Here is a 23,936-nt window from a genome sequence, read left to right as displayed (position 1 = left end):
GTTCTTATGAGAGTAAATCGATAAACCAGAAATCTACAGTTCCATCACCAGTTGGGTTAGGATAGGACCTCTTGATTTTCTCTCCAAGACGAAATTTCACAGCTTTATTAAAGATCGGCCCATCATAACAAAACGTATGAAATTCACCATTCTCTCCGCACGGGTCTATATCAGATGGCAAATCCTTAATGAAATCATTATCAATTGTACGACCAAGAAATTCTTCACCTAGTCGCGCATTCGCGCTAACTATTACAGCTTTAAATCCAAGAGCAATAAATTCTTCTAACAAAGATTTCGTATCCTTTTCCCATATAGGAAAAACTGTATCCAATCCGAATTTTGCCATTTCCTTTTCTCTGTAGTTCTTTAAGTCCTCAAGAAAAATATCGCCAAAGGCCGCATGGGTAAAGCCGCTTGATTTTAATGAATGCATAGCGTCGCGCATATACTGTTCATAATCTTCCATTGAAGGTGATCGGGGTAGGTTGATAGTATTTAGTTCAATCCCTATCTCCTTGACCTGCTTTTTTAGCAATGTTAATGGTGTGCCACGCATGGTCACTCTATCATAATGATCATTGATACTTGTTACTAGTCTATTAACTGCGTAAGCATTATCACTTAATAAATAATATAAGGCTAAGGCCGAATCTTTGCCGGAACTCCAATGAAAAACAGTCTGATTTTTATTTAGCACAATTCACACATTTATTGCTTTGAGGCATTAAAAGAATCCTTCCTAATGAGATCTGTTGTTTGCATTTGATACATTTTCCAAAATCCGGTTTATCTACATTATCGAGTGCCTGTTTAAGTTTACTCAGTTTGACTTCTGATTGACGTAGAGCTGACTCGGTTATACTCTTATTGTTTATGGCATCCATTCGAGATATTCTGCCAATGGAGTTGTCAAGAGTTACTGGCTTTGATTGTTCTTTATATTCGGATATCAGTCGTTCCGTTTTATATACCTCTTCCTCGATCTTCTTCTTTATTTCTTTGGTATCCATATGCTAAAACTATGAAAAAGGAGTTATAACTCAACAATGCGTTATTTTTGTATTTATAATAGAAAAATTTAGATTTTAAAAAGATCAAATAATGAAACATCTACAAAAAATCACCCTATTGACAGTGCTATTCGCGATCTTGTTTAGTACATCTTGTAGCAAAGATGATGATACATCTTCAGATTTATCTTCTGTCGAATTTGGTTTTGACCAATCAACTCCGCCTATAGATCAGAGTTTAATAAATCCCATGCTGAATTCTACAGATCAGAATGCAGCACTTATTGGGTCGTATCTTTCTACAGCAAACTTGATGACTATTTGGTTATCCTATTTCGATCAGCCTGCAGGTGCCGCTGCTGTTGACTTACCACTTGGAGCATGTGGCGATAATTCAGTGGCATATTCTTGGACTACCACTGCGGGTACCGAAACATTTACCGTAGCTTATCAGATTTGTGAAACATCAGATAGATACATTTTCCGCGTTTTCTGGTCTGTAAACGGAAGCGATTTCGATCAAATCATTTATGCTGAAGAATCAAAAGGTGAGTTAAAGAGTGGGTTTATGCAGCTATTCGCTACGAATCCAAATGCTGAGGCAGGCAGTTCGGTATTGCTTGAGTACGCCTGGCAAGAAAATGCTGACGGTTCTTTTGAATACGCTGTCACAAATGATGAGCAGTCTTTCTCAATGGATATTTTGGTTAATGCAGATAACTCAGGTACAATATCGTACACTTTGGATGGAGCATTGTTTTACAGAGCTTCTTGGAACGCTACAGGAACTGAAGGTACGTATGAGTACTATTCTAATGGAGAGGTAGTAGAATCTGGTAGCTGGTCCATTTAAGAAATAAAAAGCAAATTGATTAAAAGCGATCCTATCCTGGATCGCTTTTTTTATTGATTGGTATCTAAGTAATCTTCCCTAACAGGACAAAATACATCTAGTAGTTTACAAGGAGTAATGGCTTTACCCGAATGCAACACATTTGATGGTATCACGGCTACATCACCAGGCTTTAACCTCATTGTTTCTCCATCTACTGTAAGTTCATATTCTCCTTCCAGCACGTTGGCAACTTGTTCATGATGATGGGAATGTTCAGGAAGTGGACTTCCTGCCTTTACGTCCCAATAAGCAAATGTCATCTTCTCAGTGTGTACAAATCGAACAGTATATCCTGGAAGGATTTCTTTAGGTTCTACGGATTCAAGTTTTGTAAAAGGCATTCTTATTCATTTAATGTGGTCCACATTCTGGAAATGATTTTCCAATTTCCATTTTGGTTTTTCTTATATACGGTTGAAGCATGGGAAGTATAGGTTTTTGTCATCGAAAAATCTCCTTTTTCATACGAAAAGTTAAGTATACCTTTCTCCAGAGTGAAAGCCATAGAGTCCGTACCTCTCAACTCCATTAATTCTATTTCATACGAGTGAATAGTTGTTTCTGAACTATCGTTAGGAAACCAATACTTTTCAATGTTGGAAATGTTCTTGATAGGCGATAACCCACTTGGAACAATTATGGCATCTTCTTCAAATATGCTTAGGACTGTTTCGCTATCTTTTGCTAACCAACCATTCACATAAGTTCTTCTTAATTTTTGGATTGCTTCCTCATCCAATTGAGTAAATGATGAATCATCTGAGCAGGAGAGGAGTAGAGGAAGTACTAATAGCAGAAACGCCTTTTTCATAGCAGTCTGGTTTGAATAGACTAAACGTATCCTTGGCTTTTCAGTTTTTCATATATGGCGAGGCAAATCCATGCATCGGTGGCAGCATATTTTAATTGCGCAGGGGTAAGAGTCTCATTTTCCCAATTAGATACCTGTTGATTTTTAGAGATTCTAGACTCAAGAAAAACGGCAGCTAGCTTTTTCACCCCCATATGTTTAACACCTATTTCACGTACTACATCATTGAGGTCAGTGAAATTTTGTGGATGGAAAGTGCGTGCCTTATTCAAGTCTTTCAAATCATCATCAATGCTAATACCAAGTTTTAGAATGGATGAGTCAGCCATAAGATCAAAAAGTGAAGCAGGGTATCCCATGTTGTTTAGCCGGAATAAATAGGCATTGTCCATAGTTGAAAGCTGGACCATGGCAGTATGATTATACTCCCCTTTATTGAACGTTGGCTTTTTCTCCGTGTCAAATCCTATTACATCAAACCTCCTTAGGTCCTTTACTGCTTCAAAACACTCTTCCTCAGTGTTTAGCGTATGAATTTTTCCCTCAAAAGCGAGTAGTGGAAGTGCTTGTATGTCTTCTTTAGTGATATGTTCTGCAAATCGACTATTCACTCTTACCTGCTATTTTTTTGATCTTATATCCAGTATAAGCAACCAAGATTGTCATGAATGGACTAATGATGTTGAAAAAACAATAGGGGAGATATGTGCCAGTTGAAACTCCAAGTACGCTAGCATGATATGCACCACAGGTGTTCCATGGAATGAGCACCGAGGTTACGGTGCCTGAATCTTCAAGAGATCTGCTAAGATTTTCTGGTGCCAAACCTTTTTCTCGATACGTGTCTGCGTACATTCGTCCAGGGACTACAATAGCTAAGTATTGATCGGATGCTGTGGCATTAAAGAATATGCAAGTGCCTACAGTGGAACTTATGAGTGAGCCGGTAGATTTTACTTTTGAAATAATGGCTGATGCAATTCGTTTTAGCATGCCAGCTCCTTCCATAACACCACCAAAAATCATGGCTGATAATATTAGCCAAATAGTACCAAGCATTCCTGACATTCCCGATGCACTCAATAGACCTTGGTCGTCAAGAACTTGATTGCCGGTAGTGAATGAAATATCTCCAAACATGGCTTGCATGGAGCCGATAAAATACTTGCTAAATGCCTCTGGAAAGTAACCATATAACTTACCATCAAAACTAGCAGATCCAGCAGCTTGAAGTACTAAGTCAGGTTGGAAAATCAATGCGAAAATTGCTCCGAGTATTGTGCCGATTAAAAGCGCTGGAAGCGCTGGCATTTTTTTGACAATTAGCACTACTACCACTACTGGAACAATAAACAGCCATCCTGTAATATTAAATGTTCCGTCAATTGCGGAAAGAATAGCTCCTTTACCTTCAATGACTCCTTCAGAAGAGTTGGTGAAACCAATTATCAAGAAAATTAGTAATGCAAGGATGATAGAAGGCACCGTGGTAATGGTCATATACCTGATGTGAGTAAACAGATCTGTGCCTGCCATTGCTGGTGCAAGATTTGTTGTATCAGAGAGGGGGGACATCTTATCCCCGAAGTAAGCGCCAGATAGAATAGCGCCAGCAACCAGTCCCTCAGAAATTCCCAATGCCTGACCAATACCAATCAATGCAATTCCAACAGTGGCTGCAGTAGTCCAAGAACTACCCGTAGCTACTGATACGATAGAACAGACGATACATGCGGCAACCAGGAATATGGTGGGGTTAAGAATCTGTAACCCATAGTAGATCATGGCAGGGACAACACCGCTCAACATCCAAGTTCCAGCTAATGCGCCAATTAGCAACAAAATGAGTATTGAAGCCATCGCAGAGCTGATACTCTTAACAATTCCGCTTTGTATTTCTTCCCATTTGTAGCCAATACGAAATGCTACAATTGCAGCAACTCCTGCTGAGAGTATTAGAACTATTTGGTTGGATCCATCAAGGGCAGAACTCCCAAAAATACCGACATTGATTACTAAAATTAGAATCAAGAAGATGATGGGAATAAAAGATTCGAGTAGCGTGGGTTCTCTTTTTGTTGTCATTTTATGCTATTTCACCAACCCTCGAAAATAGGGCTTTCACAATTTAGTGACAACAAAACCACTCATTATCATTGGAACTACTTATTGATGGATATTTAAATTCTATTTGGATAACTCTACAAATTCAGTTGTACTACAATCAACCTTTGCTTTTAAAGAATGAAGGATATTGTATAGTCCAAAGAACGTTCTGTTGAAATAAATGAAATGGCGAGATCCGCGTGCTTGTAGCCTATTCATCTCAGGATCCTTAGAAATTTCTTCTCCTTTTAGATAGATCTCTGTAAAATAAGCTTCATCGCTAAAGTCAAATTCGCCTTCGTTGAATGGTCTACTAAGTAATCGTATTAATCCAGTAAACATATCGGTAACAATCTTGACATCCTTTTCTGGATCCGAAGGTCGAATGATTTCTAGTTCTTTAAAAAGCTCGTCAACTCTTCGGGGGTTGTCCAATACATCATAGCTGGCGAGTTCAAAGTATGCTTTATAAAAATCATCCGGTATATACTTGATGCAACCGAAATCGATAACGCCAAGGTCACAATCTTCATTAATAATGAAATTTCCAGGATGAGGATCAGCGTGCATCATACGTAATTGGTGCATTTGAAACATGTAGAAGTTCCAAAGAATTTGCCCTAGCCGGTTACGATCTTTTTGTGTTTGCTCACGCTTCATCCAAGCACCAATTGGCTCTCCTTCTAGCCAACTCATAGTCAAGATCTGAGGTGCTGAAAGCTCTGGGTAGTAAGAAGGAAAAAACACACCCTCTACATCCTTGCATTTTTCTGCAAATTCCATCGATTGCTTCAGTTCAAGACCATAATCAGCCTCTTCCAATAGTTTGCCTTCAACTTCCTTTAGATATGGTTCGACTTCCTTTCCTTTTACATTCATGAGTTTCAATGCAAATGGCTTGGCTAGTTTTAGATCACTTTTAATGCTGTCTGCTACACCTGGGTATTGGACTTTGACAGCTAGCTTAACACCATTTAATTCTGCTTTATGCACTTGTCCCATTGAAGCTGCGTTACTGGCGCTCTTGCCAAAAGTGTCAAATACTTCATTGGGCTCTTTGCCAAGATTTGAACTGAATGTTCTTCTCACTAACGGATATGATAATGGTGGAGCACTGTATTGTGCCATGGCAAATTTGTCTGAGTATGCTTTAGGTAGTACGTTTTGATCCATACTTAAGAGCTGAGCCATTTTTAATGCACTTCCTTTTAGCTCACTTAAAGAATTGTAAATGTCACGAGCATTATCACTGTCTAACTCGTCTTTATCAAGCTTTCCATTAATCGCCGCTTTACTGTAAGCTTTAACATAATTAGCACCAACTTTTGCACCCGTCGTTACGAATTTGCTGGCTCTTTTTACCTTTCCAACCGGGATTCTATCAAGTTCTTTTGACATTAGACTGTAGCTTTTGTAAAGCCCATTTTTTGTAAGAAAAATTTACTTAAATCGAGAATAGAATCTAGAGCGGGTAGCTCTCCAATATCAAAAGCAGTTCGAGTGGACTTTTCAATGAAAACATCAGTGTCAGTGGCATCACCCGAATCATCTTTTACCCAAAAAAGCAACATAGCGATGGTATGAGACCATAATACCCTCTTGTAGGCATCATGCGAGGCACTTTGCGCTTTCTCAGGTAGAAAATCAAAAGTCTTAGACCATTCTATTTCTGACTGAGTAATTATTTTTTTGGTATTGTTTAATTCTGCAGGTAATTCGTGAGGTTTTTTACCTTCAAGTTTGTACAGGATATATGAACGATTTGGTTTAACTACTTCAAGCAAAGTATACAAGAATGATAGATGCTTTTCCCTGCCATTCATTTCTTCAAACTCTGGATCTTTCATAACAACTTCCATTGTTTTATGATAGTAGTCATCCCAGATAGAACTCTCTATGTTTTTTAGTGAGCCAAAATGTTTATAAAATTCTTCATCTGTTATCCCCAAAAACTTAGTGAAAATGCGCACAGTTTCTGGCTTTTTACCTTCTTCTAGAAGATAATCCTGATAACCTTCCTGTAATGTTTTCTTAGATATATTTTTTTTTGCCATGGCTATTATTATGATCCTATATTAAAACCATGATTTGCATATTATGGTTTAAAAAATGTGTAAAATATTTTTAGCCTATCGATAATAGATTAGTTATGTGTAAATTTTAGATGATATATAAATTGACCATCTTTAAATTTATGCACCACCACCTTTTTTATCGCATTATTTTCTTGCTTTCATTTATCTGTCCAATAACGGTTTTTAGTCAGGAGCAGCTTAATTTGTATTGGTCCACTTCAAAACCATTTATATACGAGAATGGAAATGGAAAGCTAGAAGGCGTCGAACCGGAGATGTTTCGCTCATTTCAATCATTCTTAAAGAACGAAAAAAAACTTGAAGTAGAGCTGAATTGGATTAGAGCCGAAAGCTTTTCTGATATACTTTCCACAATAAGAAACTCTGATAATGGCAATGACTTTGGAATTTCTGCTATGTCGATTACAGAAGGGAGGAAAGAGTATGCAGATTTTCCAGAACCTTACTTACCGGATATAACAGTTTTAGTCTCTAGCAAAGGAACTCCCATTGTAAGATCTTTTGAGGAGATCGATGATATGATGAGTACGTTAAAAGCGGTCACTATCAAAGAGACAAAATACGAAGATCAATTAATGAATTTGCGTGAAAAGTTTGGCTATGATTTTGAAATTGAATTCATCGATAGTGAAAAAAATATTCTTGATAGGATAAGCGCTTTGGAAAATTCATTTGGGTTTATTGATCTCCCAGTATATCTCATGCAAGTAAAAGAAGGAAGCGAGTTAGTTCGACAAAATTTCTTTACTGTGAAGGGCTTAGGTTACTCTTATATGGTGCCTAAAGGAAGTAAGTGGAAGCCTCTTTTTAATGAGTTTTTAGCCACGGATAAAGCCGAGTATGAAATTTCTGAAATTCTGTCGAAATACCTTGGTGAAGAATTATATCGATTCATTGATGAGATTTATTCCGGTGAAGAGCTAGCTACTTCTATACTGACAAAAGAAAAGGAGTTGCAATTAGCGATAATTCAAAATGCCAATCTTAAACTTGATCGTGAAGGAAATACAAGAAGGATACTTGTAGTTGGGATAGGGATAACGGTTGTTTTTCTTCTAGGCTTTGGGTTTTTATTTTATAAAAATCAAAAGACCACACATTTACTTGTTGGGCAGAAAGATCAGATTGAAGATCAACAAGAAGATATTCGGCAAAAGAATGAGCAGTTGATGAACAGAAATGCTCAGTTAGTAGCTCTCAATGAGGAGAAGAATAATTTGGTTCGAATTCTTGCGCATGATATTCGGTCACCCTTAAGCCAAATAATAATGGTTACTGATATCGTTAACCAAAAAATGGGGCCGAGCCTATCTGAGGTAGAAGCTAAGATGCTTAGTCAAGTTACCGCCAATGCAGAGCGAATTAATAAAATGGTTACAAAAATTCTTGACGTTGACGGGCTTGAGGGTAATAGAATTAAAGTACTTCAAGAACGAGTAGACGTTCGTGTTATAATGCGTGATGTAATTCAACGTTACAGACCAATTGCAGCTAAGAAAAATATCGATTTAGCCGTAGCCTTTTGTGAAAATCACAACATCATTAGAACGGACCATCTTCTTTTGCTATTGGTTCTGGAAAACTTAGTTTCTAATGCAGTAAAATTTTCAGACGCAGAATCTACCGTGGAATTGCGGTCAGAATGTGCTTATGATAGTGTAGTGTTTAAAGTTTGTGATGAAGGTCCCGGTTTTTCTGATGAGGACAAGAAAAAGTTATTCAATCGATTTCAGAAACTTAGTGCTCAGCCTACTGGAGGTGAGGTCTCGACAGGTCTTGGACTTTCAATTGTCAAGAAGTACGTACAAGATCTAGGGGGTAAAGTCTGGGTAGAGTCTGAAAAAGATAAGGGGAGTACTTTCTTTGTAAAGCTCACTGTCTAAGTTGTTAGAAATTTTTTTGCTAAGTCTTGCAAATGACCTCTCGGTTAAGTTATGGTTTCCAATCACAACATTGTTTTGCTCATAGAGTTATAACAATTATATATGAGCGATAGAGAAATTGTTGAGGAAAGACTATTAGTAAAACGAGAATTGACTTTTGTTGGTCAACGATTGACCAAACTATTGATAGTTATCAGCACGCTAATTTTCTTTTCATTAGTTGCAATATGGGTTTTTCAACGGTTTCCAAAGATTACTATTCCGGTAATATACGAAGTGGCAACCTGGTTTATGTTAGTAAGTAGCATACTAATTGTTGTTGGCCAATTAAACATTAAGGAGGATAAAATAGAAAAGGCTTTTCGGTTTACAGGATTGGGACTTTTTTTCGGGCTACTCTTTTCGGCTTTACAAGTAATTGGATGGAAAGAACTTATAAATGCTAATCTTTCATACAATGATATTCTATTCCCTTTTTCTTTAGTTCATTTCATACATGTAGCCATAGGGTTAGTTCTATTAGTTTCAGTATTTGCCAAAATCCGAGAATACAGGATTCACTCTCGTTCGATTCAGTATGCATTAAATGTCTTTACTTTTTGGCATTTTTTAGGAGCAGTATGGCTAATATTCATTGGGGTTTCATAAGGAAATTTATCGAGTTGTACACAACATGTTTACCTAACGATTAATCACATTTTAGCCGTCTAGAAAGAGATTTATATGGTCATTTTTCAAGTAATAGTAACTTATTATGATCATAATTTCGTCTTTCAAAATAGGCTTTAAATACGTTTGTCAAAGAAGTTATAAGTTCCTCATTTTCAATACCCTCTTTCTAATTGCAAGTCTATTATCTGCTCAGATAAAAACTTGGAATGCATCATCTAATAGTAATTGGAGCGATCCAAATAACTGGATACCTGTTGGTGTGCCAGCATCTGGTGATGTTGTAATATTTAGTAATGCAAGTGATTTTGATTGTGAAATCGATACGAATATTACGATAGACTCAATCAGCGTAGAAAATACCTATGATGGTATCATAAGTCAAAGTAATGGAGTCGCTATCTCGGTGAATACTGGTGCAAATTTCGAAGGAGGATCTTTTATTGGTGGAGATGAAGACATCTCAATCTTAGAAAGTTTTACTTTAAATGGTACTGATTTTACTAGTACCTCTTCAAACCTCCATTTTGCTGAAGGTTTGGATAATACTAGTCAGGACATATCATTTCTATCAGGCACATTTAATCACAACAATGGCCTTGTTAGGTTTAATATCACTTCAGGATCAACACGTATTATTGGCGATGTAGCGTTTTACAACTTATACCTTCAAGGTAGATATCGTACGTTGAATTTTCATAATGATATATTAGTGTCTAATGACATGACTGTCGTTAATTCAGACGGTTCGATCACTGTGGATTTACAAGATACTTTGACTGTAAGGGGGGATCTTATTTATAGTGGAATTAGTACCAATTCAATAGATATTGATAACGGAGATTCTGATATAGGAACACTGAAATTTGAGGGTGATAATTTATACCTACTTTCGTCATCGGAAAATGGAGGTGGGTCTGCATCATTATTCATATCGGGCTCTGGAATTCAGACAATTCATGCACCATCAAGTGCTGATCTTTGTCCGCTGCCAAGTATAAAAATTGATTGTAATACGCTTATTGTTGATGGATATATCAACTTGAATGGTGGAAGTTGGGAGTATATCAATGGTACACTGAGCCATCCGAATCCATTTGAATTAGTACTTTATGGCAATTCTGAAATAGCTGGAAATAATCACACGATTGATGCGCTCACTATCAATGGAAGTTTCTCGACAGCTACTTTATCCGCGCCTTTAACTATTGAAGGAGATTTTAATGTAGTAGCTTCAAATAATACGTCAGTTGATGTAGAGGCACCATTTCTTCTTAATGGTAATATGATTATTAATGCTTCCTCTGATGTTACGCTTTCAATAGGAACTAATCAAAAATCTATAGTAAGTGGTAATCTTACAACAACTGGGGTAAATGATGTTCAAATTAATAATGATACGCTAGGAGTTAAAGGCAATCTCAATATAGGCCATTCTGGTAGTGGTGGAGGCGGTACTGGAGTTTTAGAGTTTAGCGGAGGATCACAATTAATAACTATTGATCCTGATCTGGCAATTAATGAAGGACTTTTGCCTAGTTTATTTATTAACATGACAGGTACTTTAGACTTTGCCAATGCTGGCACACTAAACCTAGCCGGTTCATGGCACTATCAACGGGGAGTTTTGGATTTGACTGGGATAATTATTGCAGTTAATGCCATAAGTAACAACTCAAATCATGCTTTAATTGCTGGCAACCCTCACACACTAAATAGCTTACGTTTCTCAGGTTCATTTGGCTTTTTAGATATCACAGCGAATGTATCATTGACTGGAGATCTAGTAATAGAGTCAGATCCTGCATCTGGCCCTGCTGTACTCACATTAACCGATGGTTTAACAGTTTTTGGTAATTTATCAACTTCTGGTGGGGACGATGTGATTATTAATCAAGATACAATTTCCGTAGTGGGTGATTTAAATATTGATCACATGGGGGACGGCAATGGATCAGGGGCTATTGAAATAATTGGAGGAAATAATCAACTTTTTTCAGGAGCAGATAACTCTTCGTCCGGCTCAGTTCCAGATGTGGTAGTAAACAAATCCAATGGAGTACTTACGCTTGAAAATTATATAACCGTAATTGGCGATTGGACTCTTCTGGATGGGGTGATTGATAGTCAGACCAATGGATCTTCGCTCAAGTTCATGAGTGCAAACCCTGATGGAGTTAATCTTGATTTATTAGGTCCAGATGGTAATATGGTCTTGGATACACTTATAGTAAGTGTTAATCGGTTTGGTCAATTAAATGTCAATGGTGATTTGTTGTTAAGGGGTGATCTAGTCATTGAGAATAGTAGTGCCATCAATATTGATACACATAACCTTACATTAGGCGGGGATTGGTTAAATAATAATTCAACCAACGACGGTTTTATTAATTCAGGAGCTTTGGTTACTTTAAATGGAGTTAATGAGCAAATAATTGCATGTCCGGCATGCATAGGAGGAGAGCTGTTTTTCGATTTGGTTGTTAACAATACTTCCTCCAGTCTAGAGAGCGATATAATTCTAGAAGACTCAGTTCAAGTCGCTAACAGTATACTTTTTACAAATGGAGTTGTTCAAACGAGATCAGATGCTGTTCTTTTATTAAGAGATGGTACCACTACCAATCTAGGTTCTTCGAATGCTTACTTAAATGGAAAATTTGCTTTTGAAAAGTCTACAATTGGTAATTCAATATTAAACTTCCCTTTAGGTAAAGGTCAGACTTACAGACCAATTGAATTAGAAGTTGCTCACTCAACGGCTAATTCATATACATACGTGTCTGAGGTTTTCAATGAATCTGCAAATGGGCTTGGCTATAGTCTACCAAGTTCAATTTCTAACCTTTCAGCTTTAAGATATTGGAAAGTTGATAGAATAAATGTTGGAGGTGTCAACGACCCTGATACTGATATTGATGGCAATGCGCTCATTACCTTGCATTATGGATTGCTTGATGAGGTCGACGATTATGAAAATTTGATTATTGCCAAATTTGATGGAGTAAATGGATGGGACAACCTGGGAGGTACAGCAAGTGGAAATGGTGCTGGAACAATTACCTCTCTGTCAAATCCAATTGCATTCAATTCTTTTGATGGGGAAATCACAATTGGTAATGATGTAGATGGCTCAAATACTTTACCGGTCGAACTCATTTCATTTGAAGCTAGGGTTGTAGGAGGAGTTGTTGTACTAACATGGTCTACAAGTCTTGAAATAAACAATAGTCACTTCATAATAGAGAGTTCGAATGACGGCTCAAGATTTCAATTTTTGAACTCGGTCAAAGGAAGTGGCAACTCTAGTAAGGTTCAGAAATATAGCATTGATGATTATTCAAGACTAAGTCAAAAGAAATATTATAGGCTTATTCAAGAAGATTTTGATGGTACTCGGGAAATACTGGGGATAATAAGAGTTAATTCAAATGATGATTTTGCTAGATTGAAATTGCAGATAAATCAATCCACTCGGAAGATAGGGATAAGAGGCTTGTTAGAATATGAAGAGGTTGAATCTATTCAGTTATACTCTCAAGAAGGAAAATTAATTGATCAAAGCATAGATCAGTTTAGTTTTCCAATTGGTTTTGCTTTGGTTAAGGTGATTACAAACTATCGAATTGAAGTATTTAGACTGATCTTGAATTAGTCTGAAACAGCTAGTTCTTTTATGATCTCTTCTTTTAGCCTTATTGTATATCCCAACATTCTTTCTGTTTTTATTTTATTAGAAATCTGTAAGATTTGTTGATTGGCAAGTCTATTACGTGCCTCATGATTACTATTCAAATACCTTTTATAGGGTAAATAGGTTTTATATAAGCCTTCATTTGAAGTGAGAGATTTAGGAGGAAATTCAATATTGGCAGAGAGACTTAAATTCATCAATGCATTTTGATAATCTTGCTCAGATAGTACATCAGACTCCATTATTGATGCCATATTATTATAATAATTACTGATCAATTTTCTTAATTCTAAATTGTTAATCTGTTCTTTTCCTTCTGTTTCAATGAAGATTTCATATCCTGTTTTGTCAACAGAGAATGGAATAGAGGCAGTTAGCGCCAAGAAATGCATATAAATATTGGTGTCTGGAGTTATATCAAAGTTGTCATTTCTCCAAGTACTGAGAATAGAGATTTGGGAGTCATAGGCAACCATGTTAAATGCTAAATTTATTGAGTCAGATTCTAAACTCTCATTGAGGGCCTCAAGAGCATATTTAACCTGGTCTGCTTTTATTTTATTTATTCTATAATCTTCAACCAGGAATGACCCCGTTATTCCTATAAAAATTGCAAGAACTTCGAAGATGTAATGTTTAAGATTATTCTTCATCGAATAGCCTATCTGTTTGAGGAATTAAGAATAGAGAATTTGATATCCATCAATACCACTTATTACTAAATTAGTGAAATGAAAGAGATTAAAGGAATCGGTGTTGTCGATATACTTTTTATTCTAATTGCGTCGGCACTAATCATCATATGGCTTTACAGCTTTGTTTGATTAGTACATCAGTTAGTTTCAATACCGACTAATTTGATTTACGAATCAAGTGATTTAGGATAATCATAAAAAAACCGCTCTCTCAATATTGAAAAAGCGGTTTTTGATGTCGGGGTAGTAGGATTCGAACCTACCTTAGTTCTAGCACCTATCTGATATTCAATCAGTTACAAAATTTATGTGTTGGGAGTTGCAGTGAAAACACGAAAAACAACACATATACACAACACTTAAATACAACCCCTTCGCGGGAGTCAGTCCGGACGGGACGATTCTTTGTATTTCCTAGTACTCCTCACTACACAAAATCCCTATTAAGAATACTTAAAGACTGTTTTGGAATCCCAAGACAGACGGGGATACCTATTCATTTTACACAAATCTTACACGGATGAAAATACTAAATCTATATGCCGGCATAGGAGGTAACAGGAAGCTATGGGAAGATGTAGAGGTTACTGCCGTTGAGATTAATCCAGATGTTGCAAAAGTATATTCGGATCATTTTCCGCACGATAAAATAGTAGTAGGGGATGCTCACGAATACTTACTAGAGAACTATGAAAATTATGATTTTGTATGGACATCCCCACCATGTCCAACCCATTCTCAAATGGGAAGACTAAGAGTTTTAAATAATTCTAAAAATACAGGAGCTCACCTATCTAAAGCAAAGTATCCTGATATGAAATTATACCAAGAGATATTGCTACTCCAACATTATTTCAAAGGAAAATTTTGTGTTGAAAATGTTGAGGCATTCTATAATCCTCTGATTGAACCTACTAAGATTGGGAGGCATTGGTTCTGGGTTAATTTCAAAATACCCCATTCAATTGATGTGGCTCCTTCGAAGATTGAAAATGGAAAAATTAAGGAATGGGAGGAAAAGCTAGGCTACGATTTAAGCGAATATGTAGGATTCAATAAAAGATTGGCTTTAAGAAACTGTGTAGACCCAGATGTGGGGCTTCATATTCTTAACTGTGCCCGCAACATCATAACTAAATCAAACACGAAGCAAGGGGAATTATTTGTGTAACCACCCATACACCAACTAAAGATAATATGACAATGAAACCACAAGAATTAAGAATAGGGAATTGGGTATACAGAAAAGGTGATAATGAAAACATGTATGAAGCCGATTGGATTACTATCAAGGAGGCTCATAACTATCGCCCCATCCCCATTACAGAAGAGTGGTTAGAGAAGTTTGGGTTGGTAATCGAAGACATAGCTTCATTATCCGATTGCTTTCATTGGCAGATAGATGAAAGATGGAAAGTGTTTATAGCAACAGATTATGGTAATAAAGGACTCGCATTATTTCTTGGTGATGAAGCACCAATTTTCAGCGCTAAATGTGAGTACATCCACCAACTACAAAACTTGTATTACGCCTTAACAGGAGAAGAACTTAAAATGAAAGAATGATGGAAGCAGAACTTAAAGAAACACCTTTCGACAATAAAAAAGCATTGATTCTGAAAGGTCATCCTCACGAAGACGAAGTGGCTATTTGTAAGGGCGCTCAGTATGCTGAATTGCTCGGTAAGTGGGGTCTGATATTCGAAAGCAAAGAGACTGGAGAGTCATTCTTTGTATTTGATAAGAAGGAATTAAAATGGATTTAAACCCACACAACAATGAAATGGATAAGTGTAAAGGATAGAATGCCTAGTGAGCCAGGAAGATATTGGGTTTTTAGAGCTAAATGTAGAAAGATGCATTACAGAGTATGGAATGGTTCAGGGTGGGCTTATGATCACAAAGAAATAACCCACTGGATGCCATTACCCGAACCCCCTAAACACCAATAGAGATGGGTCGTCAAATGGCAATATCAATTATAGGAATACTCATTGGAGTGGGACTTACATTAACTCTAATGAATTGGAGCCTACTTTCAATGATAGATAAAGGCATATGCTTATTCGGATGGATATTAACTGTAATACACTATTCACAATTATTTAGAAAAGATTAGAATGAAAGAGAGTAAAGAGATAGAGCAATATGATGACGAACATGGAAAGCCATTCGACCTGGAATTTACATGTGCTATTATGGAGGCTTTTAACGATCAAGAAACCAAAAAACTTAGAGAAGAGAATGCCAACTACAAAGCAATGAATAAAACTCTTCGAGACCAAGTAAAGCAGTGGGAGAAGGTTCCAAACTTAAAAGAGTTGAGAGAAGAGAATGAGAGGTTGAAAAGCAAGTTTGAGTCAATGGAATTGGGATGTGGATTTTGGACTGATTTGGAAGAGTCTGAAAAACGTATCAAGGAATTAGAGGATGAAAATAGATCCTTACACAAGGAAATTGGTGAGGTAAGGGAATTAAACGAGTTAATAGAGGAAAAATCATCTGAATTAAGAGAAGATATAAAGGCTTTTATGGATAGAGTTGACGAGACCAATAGTGCGAAAAATGATATGATCAATCCTACTACTTATGATCTTGCGATCTTCAATTATTCTTCGGGATTGCTATATGAACTAGAATCCATTCTAACCAAAGACACTAAAAACAAATAAGGATATGCTAGACTGGATAGAGAATTTAAGTACTAAACTGACGGGATGGGAATTTGTATTCACGTACGTTTTTGTCGGTCTAGGTCTTCGAGATTTATTAGTAACAATAATTAGAGGAGAACTTAAAAACTAGAGATATGAAAGATGTGCATTTAGGATTTGATTTTAAAGATATAACGGGCGGAGTGGTAAGACCACCAAAGGACGAAATACTAGACCCATATTACCCAATACCTGAAGACAGCCCAGTTAAAGACGACATACTATGGTAAAGACAACATATTGGCCCGCTGAAAATGTAGAAATGAAATATCTACTAATTGAGGAATCATCAGCATCCGATTTTAATAAAAAACTTAATGCAATGCTAGATAAAGGATGGTCATTACATGGGAGTCACTTTGTCTGTCTCGCTCAGGTGGGACATCATGAAAAAAAGTCCTTTTCAATAATGATGATGAAAGCTAAGTCAGATTAAAATAGATGAGATATGGAAGAGATAAAAGATGACCCAATGGCATTTTATAGGAATGAAGATCCTCGATGTCCGCATTGCTTAGAAAGTATTTCGATTTCAGACAATGAATTATGGTATTTATATCAAGAAGAATGTCATGAAATAGATTGTCCTAATTGTGGTAAAGAGTTCGCTATTTCATCAGAAGCTACATGGAGGTTCACCACTGCTAAAGAAATTGATGAACTATGAAAGCAACTGAAATTTTCGGAAACCAATTAAGACCTATGATGGAGTTTGTGGGGTGGATTACAGATTTACCGCTAGATGAATTGAGTTATTTAGCATTTGTAAACAAAAGCAGTTCACATCAGACCTATAGACTAATAGAGGAAGCCCACACCTTTCTATCCCAACCTATGGAGGGTGATGCAAAAAAATTAAAGCATTTTATTAATTCATTATTTAAAGGAGAGTGGGACGTACAGCTTGATCCTAAGTCAACATTACTAGCTAATGACTATTACAGATATATACTAAATGGAGAGTGTGTTGCTGTATTAGAAAATGGAGCTGTTATAAACGCTTTCGCAACCAGGTGCCTAGACCAAGGCATACCACTAGAACTAAATGAAGAGTATGAGATTCCAACACCTTATGAGTTAAAACAGCAAGCTAAAGAGTTAAAGGAAAGACTACGAGACAAGCTATGAAAGATCACGCAAAAGAAATATGGAAAGAAGTTATTGGATATGAAGGCATATACGAGGTGTCTAATTTGGGTCGTGTCAAATCATTAGACCGAAATGTAGAAGTAAACATACCTAAACAACCGATAAGGAAAGTGAAATATTAGATAAGGAGAAGATATGAAGCTTAAACCAACAATGTTTTACGACCCAGAGCCAATAGTTGCCCCTGGCGTATGTACTCAAGAGATGTACGATGAATGGAAGGCTAGACAGGCAAAGCCAGAAGAACCAAAAAGTGCGTACGCTGATAATAGTCGGTTAATATGGATTAAAAGAGAAGCGTTGCAAATCGGGAAACCAGAAGAGTTGGAAGCGTGGGATAATTACTTTAAGAAACTGGATCTCTACGAAGAGAATAGACTAAGGTATGAGGGGTTTGAAAGACAAGAGGATGGTTTGATTTATCTGAATCCAGAATTGCCTTGGAATCAACTCTTATCAATTGCGTTTGACAATACATTACAACTAGCCATAATCTACAATTACAACGACGAAGGTGATGAATTAACGCTTTACAACGGGGTATGCCCATCAGTCTCCCTCTTCGAACAAATCTGCTCAGAAAACAACATTGAATTAAAGAAGATATGAGATGAAAGAAGACTACAATAAAAAAGCAGAGGCAAGGTATCATAAAAATTATTTTTTGGGGCCTTCCGATCTAACACGTATTCAATCATACCATATAGGATTTGTTAAAGGCTACCTAGACGCCATAGAACAAGAAGGGGTTGAGCAGCTTAAAAAAGATATTGAAATAGTTAAGCGTGCTCATAGTAACCTTAAAAAATCTCACGATAAGGTAGTAACCGAAAAAGACCAACTACTAAAAGAGATGGCTTCAAAACTTCAATCATCAAATTCAATGTTGAAAAGAGCTTCAGCTTACATAAGCAATGCTAGAACTATTGATCAGGCTGTACAAGAAAATGAACAAACCCTATCTAAATACAAAGAGCTAGTATCTTGACAGTTCTGTAATTACTAAATAAATTGATGATATGCACACATTCATTGATTACACTACCAAATCTGATAAGCTAGTTCAGACACTAGAAGAATTGAAAGGAATAGGCATGTTAGCGAGGTATGAATTTAGAGAAGGACCGAGGCAAGTAAGAATAGAAGTTCATCAAGATAGGCACTTGATATTCGTAGGTGTAATACTTGGGCAGTTCCCTGAGATAAGAAACATATTTATTGAGAGGTTTAAGAAATTTAGAGGAAATAGCTAGATTTACATAATCTTATCAGGAGCGATCTAGCTCCAATACTTTAATCCTTTTATTCCATTTAAGATTTAGCAAAAGTCAGCTTTATGGCTTAACGGAATAATTGTGATCTAATGTCGGCACCGAAAGGAAATCAATTCTGGAAATCAAGAAGTAAGCACGGTAGAGATAAAATATTCTCTGATCCTGACATTCTATGGGAAGCTGCTTGCGAATACTTCGAATGGTGTGATGTAAACCCTTGGCAGAAAAATGAAGCTGTAAAAGCTGGGCCAAATTTTGGTGATCAAGTTTCAGCAGACACACAAAGACCATACTCATTAGGTGGTCTTTGCATACATCTAGATATAGACGATAACACTTTCATTAGGTATACAAAAGAACCTGAGTACGAAGATTTTTGGGATGTCGCTAATAAAATAAAGCGAGTAATTGAAACACAACAGTTTGAAGGAGCTACTGTTGGAGCATTTAACGCTAATATCATTGCAAGGAAGCTTGGTTTAGCGGATAAGAAAGAGGTAGATGTAAAAGAAGTAACAGTAGACTTCAGTGAAGAATGATAAAGTGGTTAGTACTTCTTATGGTTATTAAGATAACTCCTCCCAAGTTAACAGGGTATCAGAAGGATTTCATCTATTCTGATAAACGTTTTACAACGGTTGAAGCATCAACTAAAACAGGGAAGACATTTAGCCATATCTATTGGCTGTTCGCTTGCGCTCATGCTAACAAAGAACTTCAAGCTAAAAAACTCAACCCACATTTATCAATAGCTAAAGAAGGAAATGAATATTGGTGGTGCGCACCGGTATATGCTCAATCTCAGATTGCATTTAACAGAACAAAAAGGAAGGTATCACTTAACCCGAATTATACCATAAATAAGAGTGACCTAACCATAACAACGCCTCTTGATACTGTATTAAGATTCAAGACGGCGAAAGATCCAGATAATCTTTATGGTGAAGATGTTTATGCGGCGGTGATGGATGAGTATACAAGGATGAAAGCTGAATCATGGTATGCATTAAGATCCACACTTACGGCGACAAAAGCACCTTGCAAATTCATAGGAAACTTCAAAGGGAAATCAAATTGGGGACATCAACTGTCTCTAAAAGCCAATCAAGAAGATTCAGAATATGAAAGATTCAAAATAACAGCATATGACGCAATAGCTGCCGGTATTCTTGATAGAGAAGAGGTTGAACAGGCAAGAAAGGACTTGCCTCAGTTTATGTTTAACGCTCTTTACTTAGCTGAAGGAGATATTGATGAGGCAAGATTAGTGGATGATGATGCTATTCAGGATTTACTCACAAATGATTTTGTTAAACAAGGCCAGAAGTATTTGACCGCTGATATTGCCTTTCAAGGATCTGACAAATTTGTTGTTTGGATATGGAATGGATGGAGAGTAATAGGGCTTCATGTTGTTGATAAATCATCGCCAAATGAGGTTGAGCAAATCATAAAAGGTTTAGCTACCAAGTATGGAGTGCCTCAAAGAAATATAGCGTATGATGCTGATGGTGTAGGATCTTTTCTAAAAGGCTACCTAAAGAATGCTAAGGAATTCCATAACAACGGATCACCCTTAAAAGTACGTGGTAAAACACAAGACTACTCAAAGCTAAAAGATCAATGCTATTTCGGTATTGCAATGAAGATAAACGCATCCGAAATATACTTCGAAGCAGATGTGTCTGATTACTGGAACGAGATAGTAGAAGAACTAGAGTGTATTAAAAATAGGGCATTTGGCACAGATGGAAAGCTTGAAGTATTAAGAAAAAAGGAGGTAAAGGAGATCATTGGAAGATCACCGGATTTTAGCGACGCACTTATGATGCGGTATTACTTCGAAGTAGGAACGGTTAAGAAATTTGGAGTAGCAGGAGTATGAAAGAGGTTCTTGAAAATATCACAGTTGAAAAACTTCTATCACTTCAAGATCCGAGCGACTATGAAGTGATGTTGTATTTGAATACCAGTAATGAACTAAAAGGGCACAAAGCTGAAGACTTCCTAAACATAGAATATGGTAGAGTAATTAAGATCCGTCAGTTCCTTGAAGAGATAACATTAGACGGGTTAATCAACATGTTTGAGTGGGTTTACTCACTTGAGAAGAAGGAGCTTTTGAAGCTAAGAGTGAAGGATTTCTACCCTGCATTTAACCACATTATTACTGAGACAAACCGACTAGTAAAAGCTGAAGAACACTTGAGTGAAGAAGATCATACATGGAAAGAAGCAGGAGGTGAGAGGATGGCTAAATATGGCGTATTGGGAGTTTTGGTTGCATTAGGTCAGCAGTTCGGAATACCTCCATTTGAGGTTGAAAAGTGGAGCTATGGGAAAGTATTCACATTGCTTAGATGGAATAAGGAATACAACGAGGTAGTTGAGAAATATAGGAGGATTAAGAGTAGAACATGATAAGGAAACACATTACTATACCGATTTACCAACTAACATTCATCCTAATAATTTATTGGGATGAGAATGAGTTAAGGAACAAGATACTTAAGGGTGCAGATTTTGATAGACCGATGGAAGAGTTTGATGGTGGTGTGTTTGACTTTGAAGAGAAGGTTTACTTATCACTAAAAGCCTACAAAGAAGGGGGTAAAAAATATCCTAAAAACTCAGTAATTGCACATGAAGCTCTACATATGGTGAACAGGGTAATGGATTATATATGCCATAAACCTGACAGGGATAATGATGAGCCGGATGCCTACCTATTGCTATGGATAATTGATGAGATAGAGAAGTTCATCGATGCCAATGAATCAAAAATACAATATGGGTCATGAAAGAGTATTTGGAGAATATAGCAGCTGATCAAGGGTGGTTGTTTGTACACGGTAGGGAGGACTATTTCCAGTATGATAATAATGATGTCAACAATCCCATGAACATGGGAACTGATGATGTATTCATAGGATTGGATCCAATTACAGCCGAACCAAACATAAGTCAGAATTCTGGAGTAAGACAATCGAATAGATGGACAGGTCGATTCATGATCATGATGAGATCGGACATTGACGAGAGTTATAAATCAAAGTATGATAATTACATATCTGTAGTAGATGAGCACCTAAAGACCATAGAGAAGAAATTGACCTGCGCAGGGTTGACTATTAACAGATTTAGTTCAATTGATGGTATCAATAGACTATTTGAGAATTGTGATGGAAAGATTGTAACCTTCGATGTTACTATCGAAAATAACGCCGGTATCCAACCCAATAGGTTGACCACTTTAACATTAAGTAGCAATTCAGAAACACTAGCATCTGGTGAAGACATAACACCGATAGACATCACTACCGATCAAGATTCAAATGTTACTATCGAAGGGGATATTGGGAATCTGACATTAACCAAGAATAATTCTAGGAGCTGGCAGATTGCAGGAACAATAAGTGAAGAGTTGAATTTTTCGGTAAAAGCTCAAGGTGTATTTGGGGGGTATAAAGCGCAAAGTGTTGATATAGACCTATCAGGAATGGCGACACCAATAACTGATGTTGTTGCTAATAATAACGGACAAATTATTTGGAATAAGAGTGGCAATGGTTTATTCATAGATGTTGAGTTTTCTTCAACCCCTAGCGAAGCAGATTACACCCTTGATGACACTAATCTACCATCAGGACTACAATTAATTGAAAATAAGATACAGCTATCTGACTTTACACTTATACCAATAGGTGAGAATACTTTTGGTGTTGATTGGACAGCAGGATCTGGATATTCTGGAAGCGGAACTGTTTTAATCACAATTACTAAAAGAGAAGTAAAAAAGCCTAACGATATATTCTTAACTCAAGCTACGCTTCAAAACTGGTATGATCACAGCTTAGATGACGGTGAATTTCTTACTGTTGTTGGTGACTACGCAAGCGCTGCAATTGATAGAAGTGCAGCAGGTTATGATGTAGATCAAAATAGCTCCTCACAATACCCGATTGTTGTAAACTCAAAAGTTAATGGAAAGAGATGTTTAGCCTTTTTAGATGATAACTTGGATAATAATTCTGTTGACACCTCAACAGATTATTGGGTATTCACAGTAGTTCAGCAGGGTGCAATATCAAACAATCAATACTTATTTCGATCTATCGGCAATGATGTAAGGATCGCATTTGATAGAGCGGGTAGAATGTTCATTAGAGCCGGAGGAGTAACAGGTTATTATACAATTGATGACCTACCGTTGTTTGTTCAATCCACTAATCTGATAGCAGTTAGAATAACGGAAGGTAGTGCGGATATATATATCAATGGAGACTTTAAAGGGAGTGTTACAATTGGGACTGCTGTGAATCTAACCGGCCAATTCATATACATGGCTTTTCAAGACTCCACGAATGCCCTTTCAATTGGAGGTTTTGCATGTGAGTTTTTAGTGGGAGATAATACTGGCTCTGGATTGACCACTTCTGATAGAGAAGAAATTGAAGGTTACTTGGCAGATAAGTGGGGAGTAACACTAGTGGCAGGTCATAATTATGAAAATCAACCAGCATTAAAATAAGAGATATGGAGCCGATTAAAGAAACTTTTGAAACACACTCTGAGGCTGTTGGAGCAGAGTTTTTCCTGTCTAATAATTTCTCAAATTTCTCAGTTCAAGTTGGAGATAAGAGTATTCAGATTTTCGAAATGCCTGACAAGCAATTTGAAGGAATAAAGAGACACAATACATGGAAGCTGATTAAGAAACTAGGTTTTTTTAAACTGTTGATGCAGCTTCTAAATAAGGTCGAATATGAATTTGAGAAAACAGATAATCCAGAAGAATTGATTGAGGAGTATGAAGCCAAGCTAGTTGAAATATTGGTAGAGAATGGGATAGTGGAAATACTGAAGAAAAACGGGATCGTATGACAAATGAAGAAATCATTGAAGAGGAAATGGAGAGCATGAGATTAGGGATAGTT

31 protein-coding genes are annotated in these 23,936 nt (G+C 36.8%); 22 read left to right on the top strand and 9 right to left on the bottom strand.

The window, feature by feature from the left end; translation table 11 throughout:
- Positions 1-4: 4 nt before the first annotated feature.
- Together ACY650_RS00155 and ACY650_RS00150 are read right to left on the bottom strand one after the other, a co-directional pair.
- On the bottom strand, positions 5-700 hold the full coding sequence (locus tag ACY650_RS00155; protein ID WP_462250506.1) for a Dph6-related ATP pyrophosphatase: 696 nt from the start codon (positions 698-700) through the stop codon (positions 5-7).
- A complete protein-coding gene (locus tag ACY650_RS00150) occupies positions 690-1,013 on the bottom strand; it encodes a TraR/DksA C4-type zinc finger protein (RefSeq protein WP_462250504.1) in 324 nt (107 codons plus the stop codon). Before ACY650_RS00150 ends, ACY650_RS00155 begins: the two co-directional genes overlap by 11 nt.
- A 91-nt stretch (positions 1,014-1,104) precedes the next feature.
- On the opposite strand from ACY650_RS00150, the gene ACY650_RS00145 reads away from it, so the two are divergent.
- Positions 1,105-1,866 (top strand): hypothetical protein, encoded by a 762-nt coding sequence (locus tag ACY650_RS00145; RefSeq protein ID WP_462250502.1) that lies wholly within the window; start codon positions 1,105-1,107, stop codon positions 1,864-1,866.
- Positions 1,867-1,916: 50 nt separating this feature from the next.
- Here the strand turns inward: ACY650_RS00145 and ACY650_RS00140 are convergent, their stop codons facing one another.
- The 6 genes from ACY650_RS00140 to ACY650_RS00115 form a co-directional block, all read right to left on the bottom strand.
- Complete coding sequence (locus ACY650_RS00140) at positions 1,917-2,249, bottom strand: cupin domain-containing protein (protein ID WP_462250500.1); 333 nt, start codon at positions 2,247-2,249, stop codon at positions 1,917-1,919.
- A gap of 2 nt (positions 2,250-2,251) precedes the next feature.
- Positions 2,252-2,719, bottom strand: coding sequence for a YybH family protein (locus tag ACY650_RS00135; protein ID WP_462250498.1), 468 nt, complete (start codon positions 2,717-2,719; stop codon positions 2,252-2,254).
- Positions 2,720-2,739: 20 nt separating this feature from the next.
- Positions 2,740-3,330: a 3'-5' exonuclease gene (locus ACY650_RS00130; RefSeq protein WP_462250496.1), complete on the bottom strand. Its 591-nt coding sequence runs from the start codon at positions 3,328-3,330 to the stop codon at positions 2,740-2,742.
- On the bottom strand, positions 3,323-4,804 hold the full coding sequence (nhaC, locus tag ACY650_RS00125; RefSeq protein ID WP_462250494.1) for a Na+/H+ antiporter NhaC: 1,482 nt from the start codon (positions 4,802-4,804) through the stop codon (positions 3,323-3,325). Before nhaC ends, ACY650_RS00130 begins: the two co-directional genes overlap by 8 nt.
- Before the next feature lie 102 nt (positions 4,805-4,906).
- A complete protein-coding gene (locus ACY650_RS00120) occupies positions 4,907-6,223 on the bottom strand; it encodes an ABC1 kinase family protein (RefSeq protein ID WP_462250492.1) in 1,317 nt (438 codons plus the stop codon).
- The gene (locus tag ACY650_RS00115; RefSeq protein ID WP_462250490.1) at positions 6,223-6,879 is read right to left on the bottom strand and encodes a hypothetical protein; all 657 of its coding nucleotides are present in this window, start codon (positions 6,877-6,879) and stop codon (positions 6,223-6,225) included. The genes ACY650_RS00120 and ACY650_RS00115 overlap by 1 nt, the downstream gene beginning before the upstream one ends.
- Before the next feature lie 140 nt (positions 6,880-7,019).
- On the opposite strand from ACY650_RS00115, the gene ACY650_RS00110 reads away from it, so the two are divergent.
- From ACY650_RS00110 to ACY650_RS00100, 3 genes are all read left to right on the top strand, one after another.
- Positions 7,020-8,804, top strand: a complete 1,785-nt coding sequence (locus ACY650_RS00110) for an ATP-binding protein (RefSeq protein WP_462250488.1) — start codon at positions 7,020-7,022, stop codon at positions 8,802-8,804.
- Between the two features lie 102 nt (positions 8,805-8,906).
- The gene (locus ACY650_RS00105) at positions 8,907-9,452 is read left to right on the top strand and encodes a hypothetical protein (protein WP_462250486.1); all 546 of its coding nucleotides are present in this window, start codon (positions 8,907-8,909) and stop codon (positions 9,450-9,452) included.
- Positions 9,453-9,558: 106 nt separating this feature from the next.
- Positions 9,559-13,128: a hypothetical protein gene (locus tag ACY650_RS00100; RefSeq protein ID WP_462250484.1), complete on the top strand. Its 3,570-nt coding sequence runs from the start codon at positions 9,559-9,561 to the stop codon at positions 13,126-13,128.
- On the opposite strand, the gene ACY650_RS00095 is transcribed toward ACY650_RS00100, so the two are convergent.
- Positions 13,125-13,820, bottom strand: a complete 696-nt coding sequence (locus ACY650_RS00095) for a hypothetical protein (protein ID WP_462250483.1) — start codon at positions 13,818-13,820, stop codon at positions 13,125-13,127. The two genes, ACY650_RS00100 and ACY650_RS00095, sit on opposite strands and share 4 nt — an antisense overlap.
- 562 nt (positions 13,821-14,382) lie before the next feature.
- Between ACY650_RS00095 and ACY650_RS00090 the strand changes: the two genes are divergently transcribed.
- The 18 genes from ACY650_RS00090 (at position 14,383) to ACY650_RS00005 (ending at position 23,883) form a co-directional block, all read left to right on the top strand.
- The gene (locus ACY650_RS00090) at positions 14,383-15,033 is read left to right on the top strand and encodes a DNA cytosine methyltransferase (protein ID WP_462250481.1); all 651 of its coding nucleotides are present in this window, start codon (positions 14,383-14,385) and stop codon (positions 15,031-15,033) included.
- 32 nt (positions 15,034-15,065) lie between these two features.
- Complete coding sequence (locus ACY650_RS00085; RefSeq protein ID WP_462250479.1) at positions 15,066-15,428, top strand: hypothetical protein; 363 nt, start codon at positions 15,066-15,068, stop codon at positions 15,426-15,428.
- Positions 15,425-15,628, top strand: coding sequence for a hypothetical protein (locus tag ACY650_RS00080; protein WP_462250477.1), 204 nt, complete (start codon positions 15,425-15,427; stop codon positions 15,626-15,628). The genes ACY650_RS00085 and ACY650_RS00080 overlap by 4 nt, the downstream gene beginning before the upstream one ends.
- A gap of 12 nt (positions 15,629-15,640) precedes the next feature.
- A complete protein-coding gene (locus ACY650_RS00075; RefSeq protein ID WP_462250475.1) occupies positions 15,641-15,814 on the top strand; it encodes a DUF551 domain-containing protein in 174 nt (57 codons plus the stop codon).
- Positions 15,815-15,982: 168 nt separating this feature from the next.
- Positions 15,983-16,534 carry a hypothetical protein gene (locus ACY650_RS00070; protein WP_462250473.1) on the top strand — a complete coding sequence of 184 codons (552 nt, stop codon included), beginning with the start codon at positions 15,983-15,985 and terminating at the stop codon, positions 16,532-16,534.
- A gap of 265 nt (positions 16,535-16,799) precedes the next feature.
- On the top strand, positions 16,800-17,012 hold the full coding sequence (locus tag ACY650_RS00065) for a DUF1737 domain-containing protein (protein WP_462250471.1): 213 nt from the start codon (positions 16,800-16,802) through the stop codon (positions 17,010-17,012).
- Positions 17,013-17,024: 12 nt separating this feature from the next.
- Positions 17,025-17,243: a hypothetical protein gene (locus ACY650_RS00060; RefSeq protein ID WP_462250469.1), complete on the top strand. Its 219-nt coding sequence runs from the start codon at positions 17,025-17,027 to the stop codon at positions 17,241-17,243.
- Complete coding sequence (locus tag ACY650_RS00055; RefSeq protein WP_462250467.1) at positions 17,240-17,704, top strand: hypothetical protein; 465 nt, start codon at positions 17,240-17,242, stop codon at positions 17,702-17,704. The genes ACY650_RS00060 and ACY650_RS00055 overlap by 4 nt, the downstream gene beginning before the upstream one ends.
- Positions 17,701-17,847 carry an NUMOD4 domain-containing protein gene (locus tag ACY650_RS00050; protein WP_462250465.1) on the top strand — a complete coding sequence of 49 codons (147 nt, stop codon included), beginning with the start codon at positions 17,701-17,703 and terminating at the stop codon, positions 17,845-17,847. The genes ACY650_RS00055 and ACY650_RS00050 overlap by 4 nt, the downstream gene beginning before the upstream one ends.
- A 13-nt stretch (positions 17,848-17,860) precedes the next feature.
- The gene (locus ACY650_RS00045) at positions 17,861-18,334 is read left to right on the top strand and encodes a hypothetical protein (RefSeq protein WP_462250463.1); all 474 of its coding nucleotides are present in this window, start codon (positions 17,861-17,863) and stop codon (positions 18,332-18,334) included.
- Position 18,335: 1 nt separating this feature from the next.
- On the top strand, positions 18,336-18,713 hold the full coding sequence (locus ACY650_RS00040) for a hypothetical protein (protein WP_462250461.1): 378 nt from the start codon (positions 18,336-18,338) through the stop codon (positions 18,711-18,713).
- 31 nt (positions 18,714-18,744) lie between these two features.
- A complete protein-coding gene (locus ACY650_RS00035; protein WP_462250459.1) occupies positions 18,745-18,978 on the top strand; it encodes a hypothetical protein in 234 nt (77 codons plus the stop codon).
- Between the two features lie 110 nt (positions 18,979-19,088).
- The gene (locus tag ACY650_RS00030) at positions 19,089-19,538 is read left to right on the top strand and encodes a DNA-packaging protein (protein WP_462250457.1); all 450 of its coding nucleotides are present in this window, start codon (positions 19,089-19,091) and stop codon (positions 19,536-19,538) included.
- Positions 19,535-20,884, top strand: coding sequence for a hypothetical protein (locus ACY650_RS00025; RefSeq protein ID WP_462250455.1), 1,350 nt, complete (start codon positions 19,535-19,537; stop codon positions 20,882-20,884). Before ACY650_RS00030 ends, ACY650_RS00025 begins: the two co-directional genes overlap by 4 nt.
- Entirely contained in the window at positions 20,881-21,420 is a 540-nt protein-coding gene (locus ACY650_RS00020) for a hypothetical protein (RefSeq protein ID WP_462250453.1), read from the top strand. Before ACY650_RS00025 ends, ACY650_RS00020 begins: the two co-directional genes overlap by 4 nt.
- Positions 21,417-21,800 carry a hypothetical protein gene (locus tag ACY650_RS00015; protein ID WP_462250451.1) on the top strand — a complete coding sequence of 128 codons (384 nt, stop codon included), beginning with the start codon at positions 21,417-21,419 and terminating at the stop codon, positions 21,798-21,800. The genes ACY650_RS00020 and ACY650_RS00015 overlap by 4 nt, the downstream gene beginning before the upstream one ends.
- Positions 21,797-23,530 (top strand): hypothetical protein, encoded by a 1,734-nt coding sequence (locus ACY650_RS00010; RefSeq protein WP_462250449.1) that lies wholly within the window; start codon positions 21,797-21,799, stop codon positions 23,528-23,530. Before ACY650_RS00015 ends, ACY650_RS00010 begins: the two co-directional genes overlap by 4 nt.
- A 5-nt stretch (positions 23,531-23,535) precedes the next feature.
- Positions 23,536-23,883 (top strand): hypothetical protein, encoded by a 348-nt coding sequence (locus ACY650_RS00005; RefSeq protein WP_462250447.1) that lies wholly within the window; start codon positions 23,536-23,538, stop codon positions 23,881-23,883.
- The last annotated feature ends 53 nt before the right edge of the window (positions 23,884-23,936 follow it).

Source organism: Ekhidna sp., from assembly GCF_963691765.1.
Lineage (GTDB): Bacteria > Bacteroidota > Bacteroidia > Cytophagales > Cyclobacteriaceae > Ekhidna.
This window is presented reverse-complemented; position numbering and strand designations above follow the sequence as displayed.

Bases quoted from the DNA above. Each gene is read 5' to 3' on its own strand.
- ACY650_RS00150 (WP_462250504.1), bottom strand. From the start codon at position 1,013: ATGGATACCAAAGAAATAAAGAAGAAGATCGAGGAAGAGGTATATAAA.
- ACY650_RS00145 (WP_462250502.1), top strand. From the start codon at position 1,105: ATGAAACATCTACAAAAAATCACCCTATTGACAGTGCTATTCGCGATC.
- ACY650_RS00140 (WP_462250500.1), bottom strand. From the start codon at position 2,249: ATGCCTTTTACAAAACTTGAATCCGTAGAACCTAAAGAAATCCTTCCA.
- ACY650_RS00135 (WP_462250498.1), bottom strand. From the start codon at position 2,719: ATGAAAAAGGCGTTTCTGCTATTAGTACTTCCTCTACTCCTCTCCTGC.
- nhaC (WP_462250494.1), bottom strand. From the start codon at position 4,804: ATGACAACAAAAAGAGAACCCACGCTACTCGAATCTTTTATTCCCATC.
- ACY650_RS00120 (WP_462250492.1), bottom strand. From the start codon at position 6,223: ATGTCAAAAGAACTTGATAGAATCCCGGTTGGAAAGGTAAAAAGAGCC.
- ACY650_RS00115 (WP_462250490.1), bottom strand. From the start codon at position 6,879: ATGGCAAAAAAAAATATATCTAAGAAAACATTACAGGAAGGTTATCAG.
- ACY650_RS00110 (WP_462250488.1), top strand. From the start codon at position 7,020: ATGCACCACCACCTTTTTTATCGCATTATTTTCTTGCTTTCATTTATC.
- ACY650_RS00105 (WP_462250486.1), top strand. From the start codon at position 8,907: ATGAGCGATAGAGAAATTGTTGAGGAAAGACTATTAGTAAAACGAGAA.
- ACY650_RS00100 (WP_462250484.1), top strand. From the start codon at position 9,559: ATGATCATAATTTCGTCTTTCAAAATAGGCTTTAAATACGTTTGTCAA.
- ACY650_RS00095 (WP_462250483.1), bottom strand. From the start codon at position 13,820: ATGAAGAATAATCTTAAACATTACATCTTCGAAGTTCTTGCAATTTTT.
- ACY650_RS00090 (WP_462250481.1), top strand. From the start codon at position 14,383: ATGAAAATACTAAATCTATATGCCGGCATAGGAGGTAACAGGAAGCTA.
- ACY650_RS00085 (WP_462250479.1), top strand. From the start codon at position 15,066: ATGAAACCACAAGAATTAAGAATAGGGAATTGGGTATACAGAAAAGGT.
- ACY650_RS00080 (WP_462250477.1), top strand. From the start codon at position 15,425: ATGATGGAAGCAGAACTTAAAGAAACACCTTTCGACAATAAAAAAGCA.
- ACY650_RS00075 (WP_462250475.1), top strand. From the start codon at position 15,641: ATGAAATGGATAAGTGTAAAGGATAGAATGCCTAGTGAGCCAGGAAGA.
- ACY650_RS00070 (WP_462250473.1), top strand. From the start codon at position 15,983: ATGAAAGAGAGTAAAGAGATAGAGCAATATGATGACGAACATGGAAAG.
- ACY650_RS00065 (WP_462250471.1), top strand. From the start codon at position 16,800: ATGGTAAAGACAACATATTGGCCCGCTGAAAATGTAGAAATGAAATAT.
- ACY650_RS00060 (WP_462250469.1), top strand. From the start codon at position 17,025: ATGGAAGAGATAAAAGATGACCCAATGGCATTTTATAGGAATGAAGAT.
- ACY650_RS00055 (WP_462250467.1), top strand. From the start codon at position 17,240: ATGAAAGCAACTGAAATTTTCGGAAACCAATTAAGACCTATGATGGAG.
- ACY650_RS00050 (WP_462250465.1), top strand. From the start codon at position 17,701: ATGAAAGATCACGCAAAAGAAATATGGAAAGAAGTTATTGGATATGAA.
- ACY650_RS00045 (WP_462250463.1), top strand. From the start codon at position 17,861: ATGAAGCTTAAACCAACAATGTTTTACGACCCAGAGCCAATAGTTGCC.
- ACY650_RS00040 (WP_462250461.1), top strand. From the start codon at position 18,336: ATGAAAGAAGACTACAATAAAAAAGCAGAGGCAAGGTATCATAAAAAT.
- ACY650_RS00035 (WP_462250459.1), top strand. From the start codon at position 18,745: ATGCACACATTCATTGATTACACTACCAAATCTGATAAGCTAGTTCAG.
- ACY650_RS00030 (WP_462250457.1), top strand. From the start codon at position 19,089: ATGTCGGCACCGAAAGGAAATCAATTCTGGAAATCAAGAAGTAAGCAC.
- ACY650_RS00025 (WP_462250455.1), top strand. From the start codon at position 19,535: ATGATAAAGTGGTTAGTACTTCTTATGGTTATTAAGATAACTCCTCCC.
- ACY650_RS00020 (WP_462250453.1), top strand. From the start codon at position 20,881: ATGAAAGAGGTTCTTGAAAATATCACAGTTGAAAAACTTCTATCACTT.
- ACY650_RS00015 (WP_462250451.1), top strand. From the start codon at position 21,417: ATGATAAGGAAACACATTACTATACCGATTTACCAACTAACATTCATC.
- ACY650_RS00010 (WP_462250449.1), top strand. From the start codon at position 21,797: ATGAAAGAGTATTTGGAGAATATAGCAGCTGATCAAGGGTGGTTGTTT.
- ACY650_RS00005 (WP_462250447.1), top strand. From the start codon at position 23,536: ATGGAGCCGATTAAAGAAACTTTTGAAACACACTCTGAGGCTGTTGGA.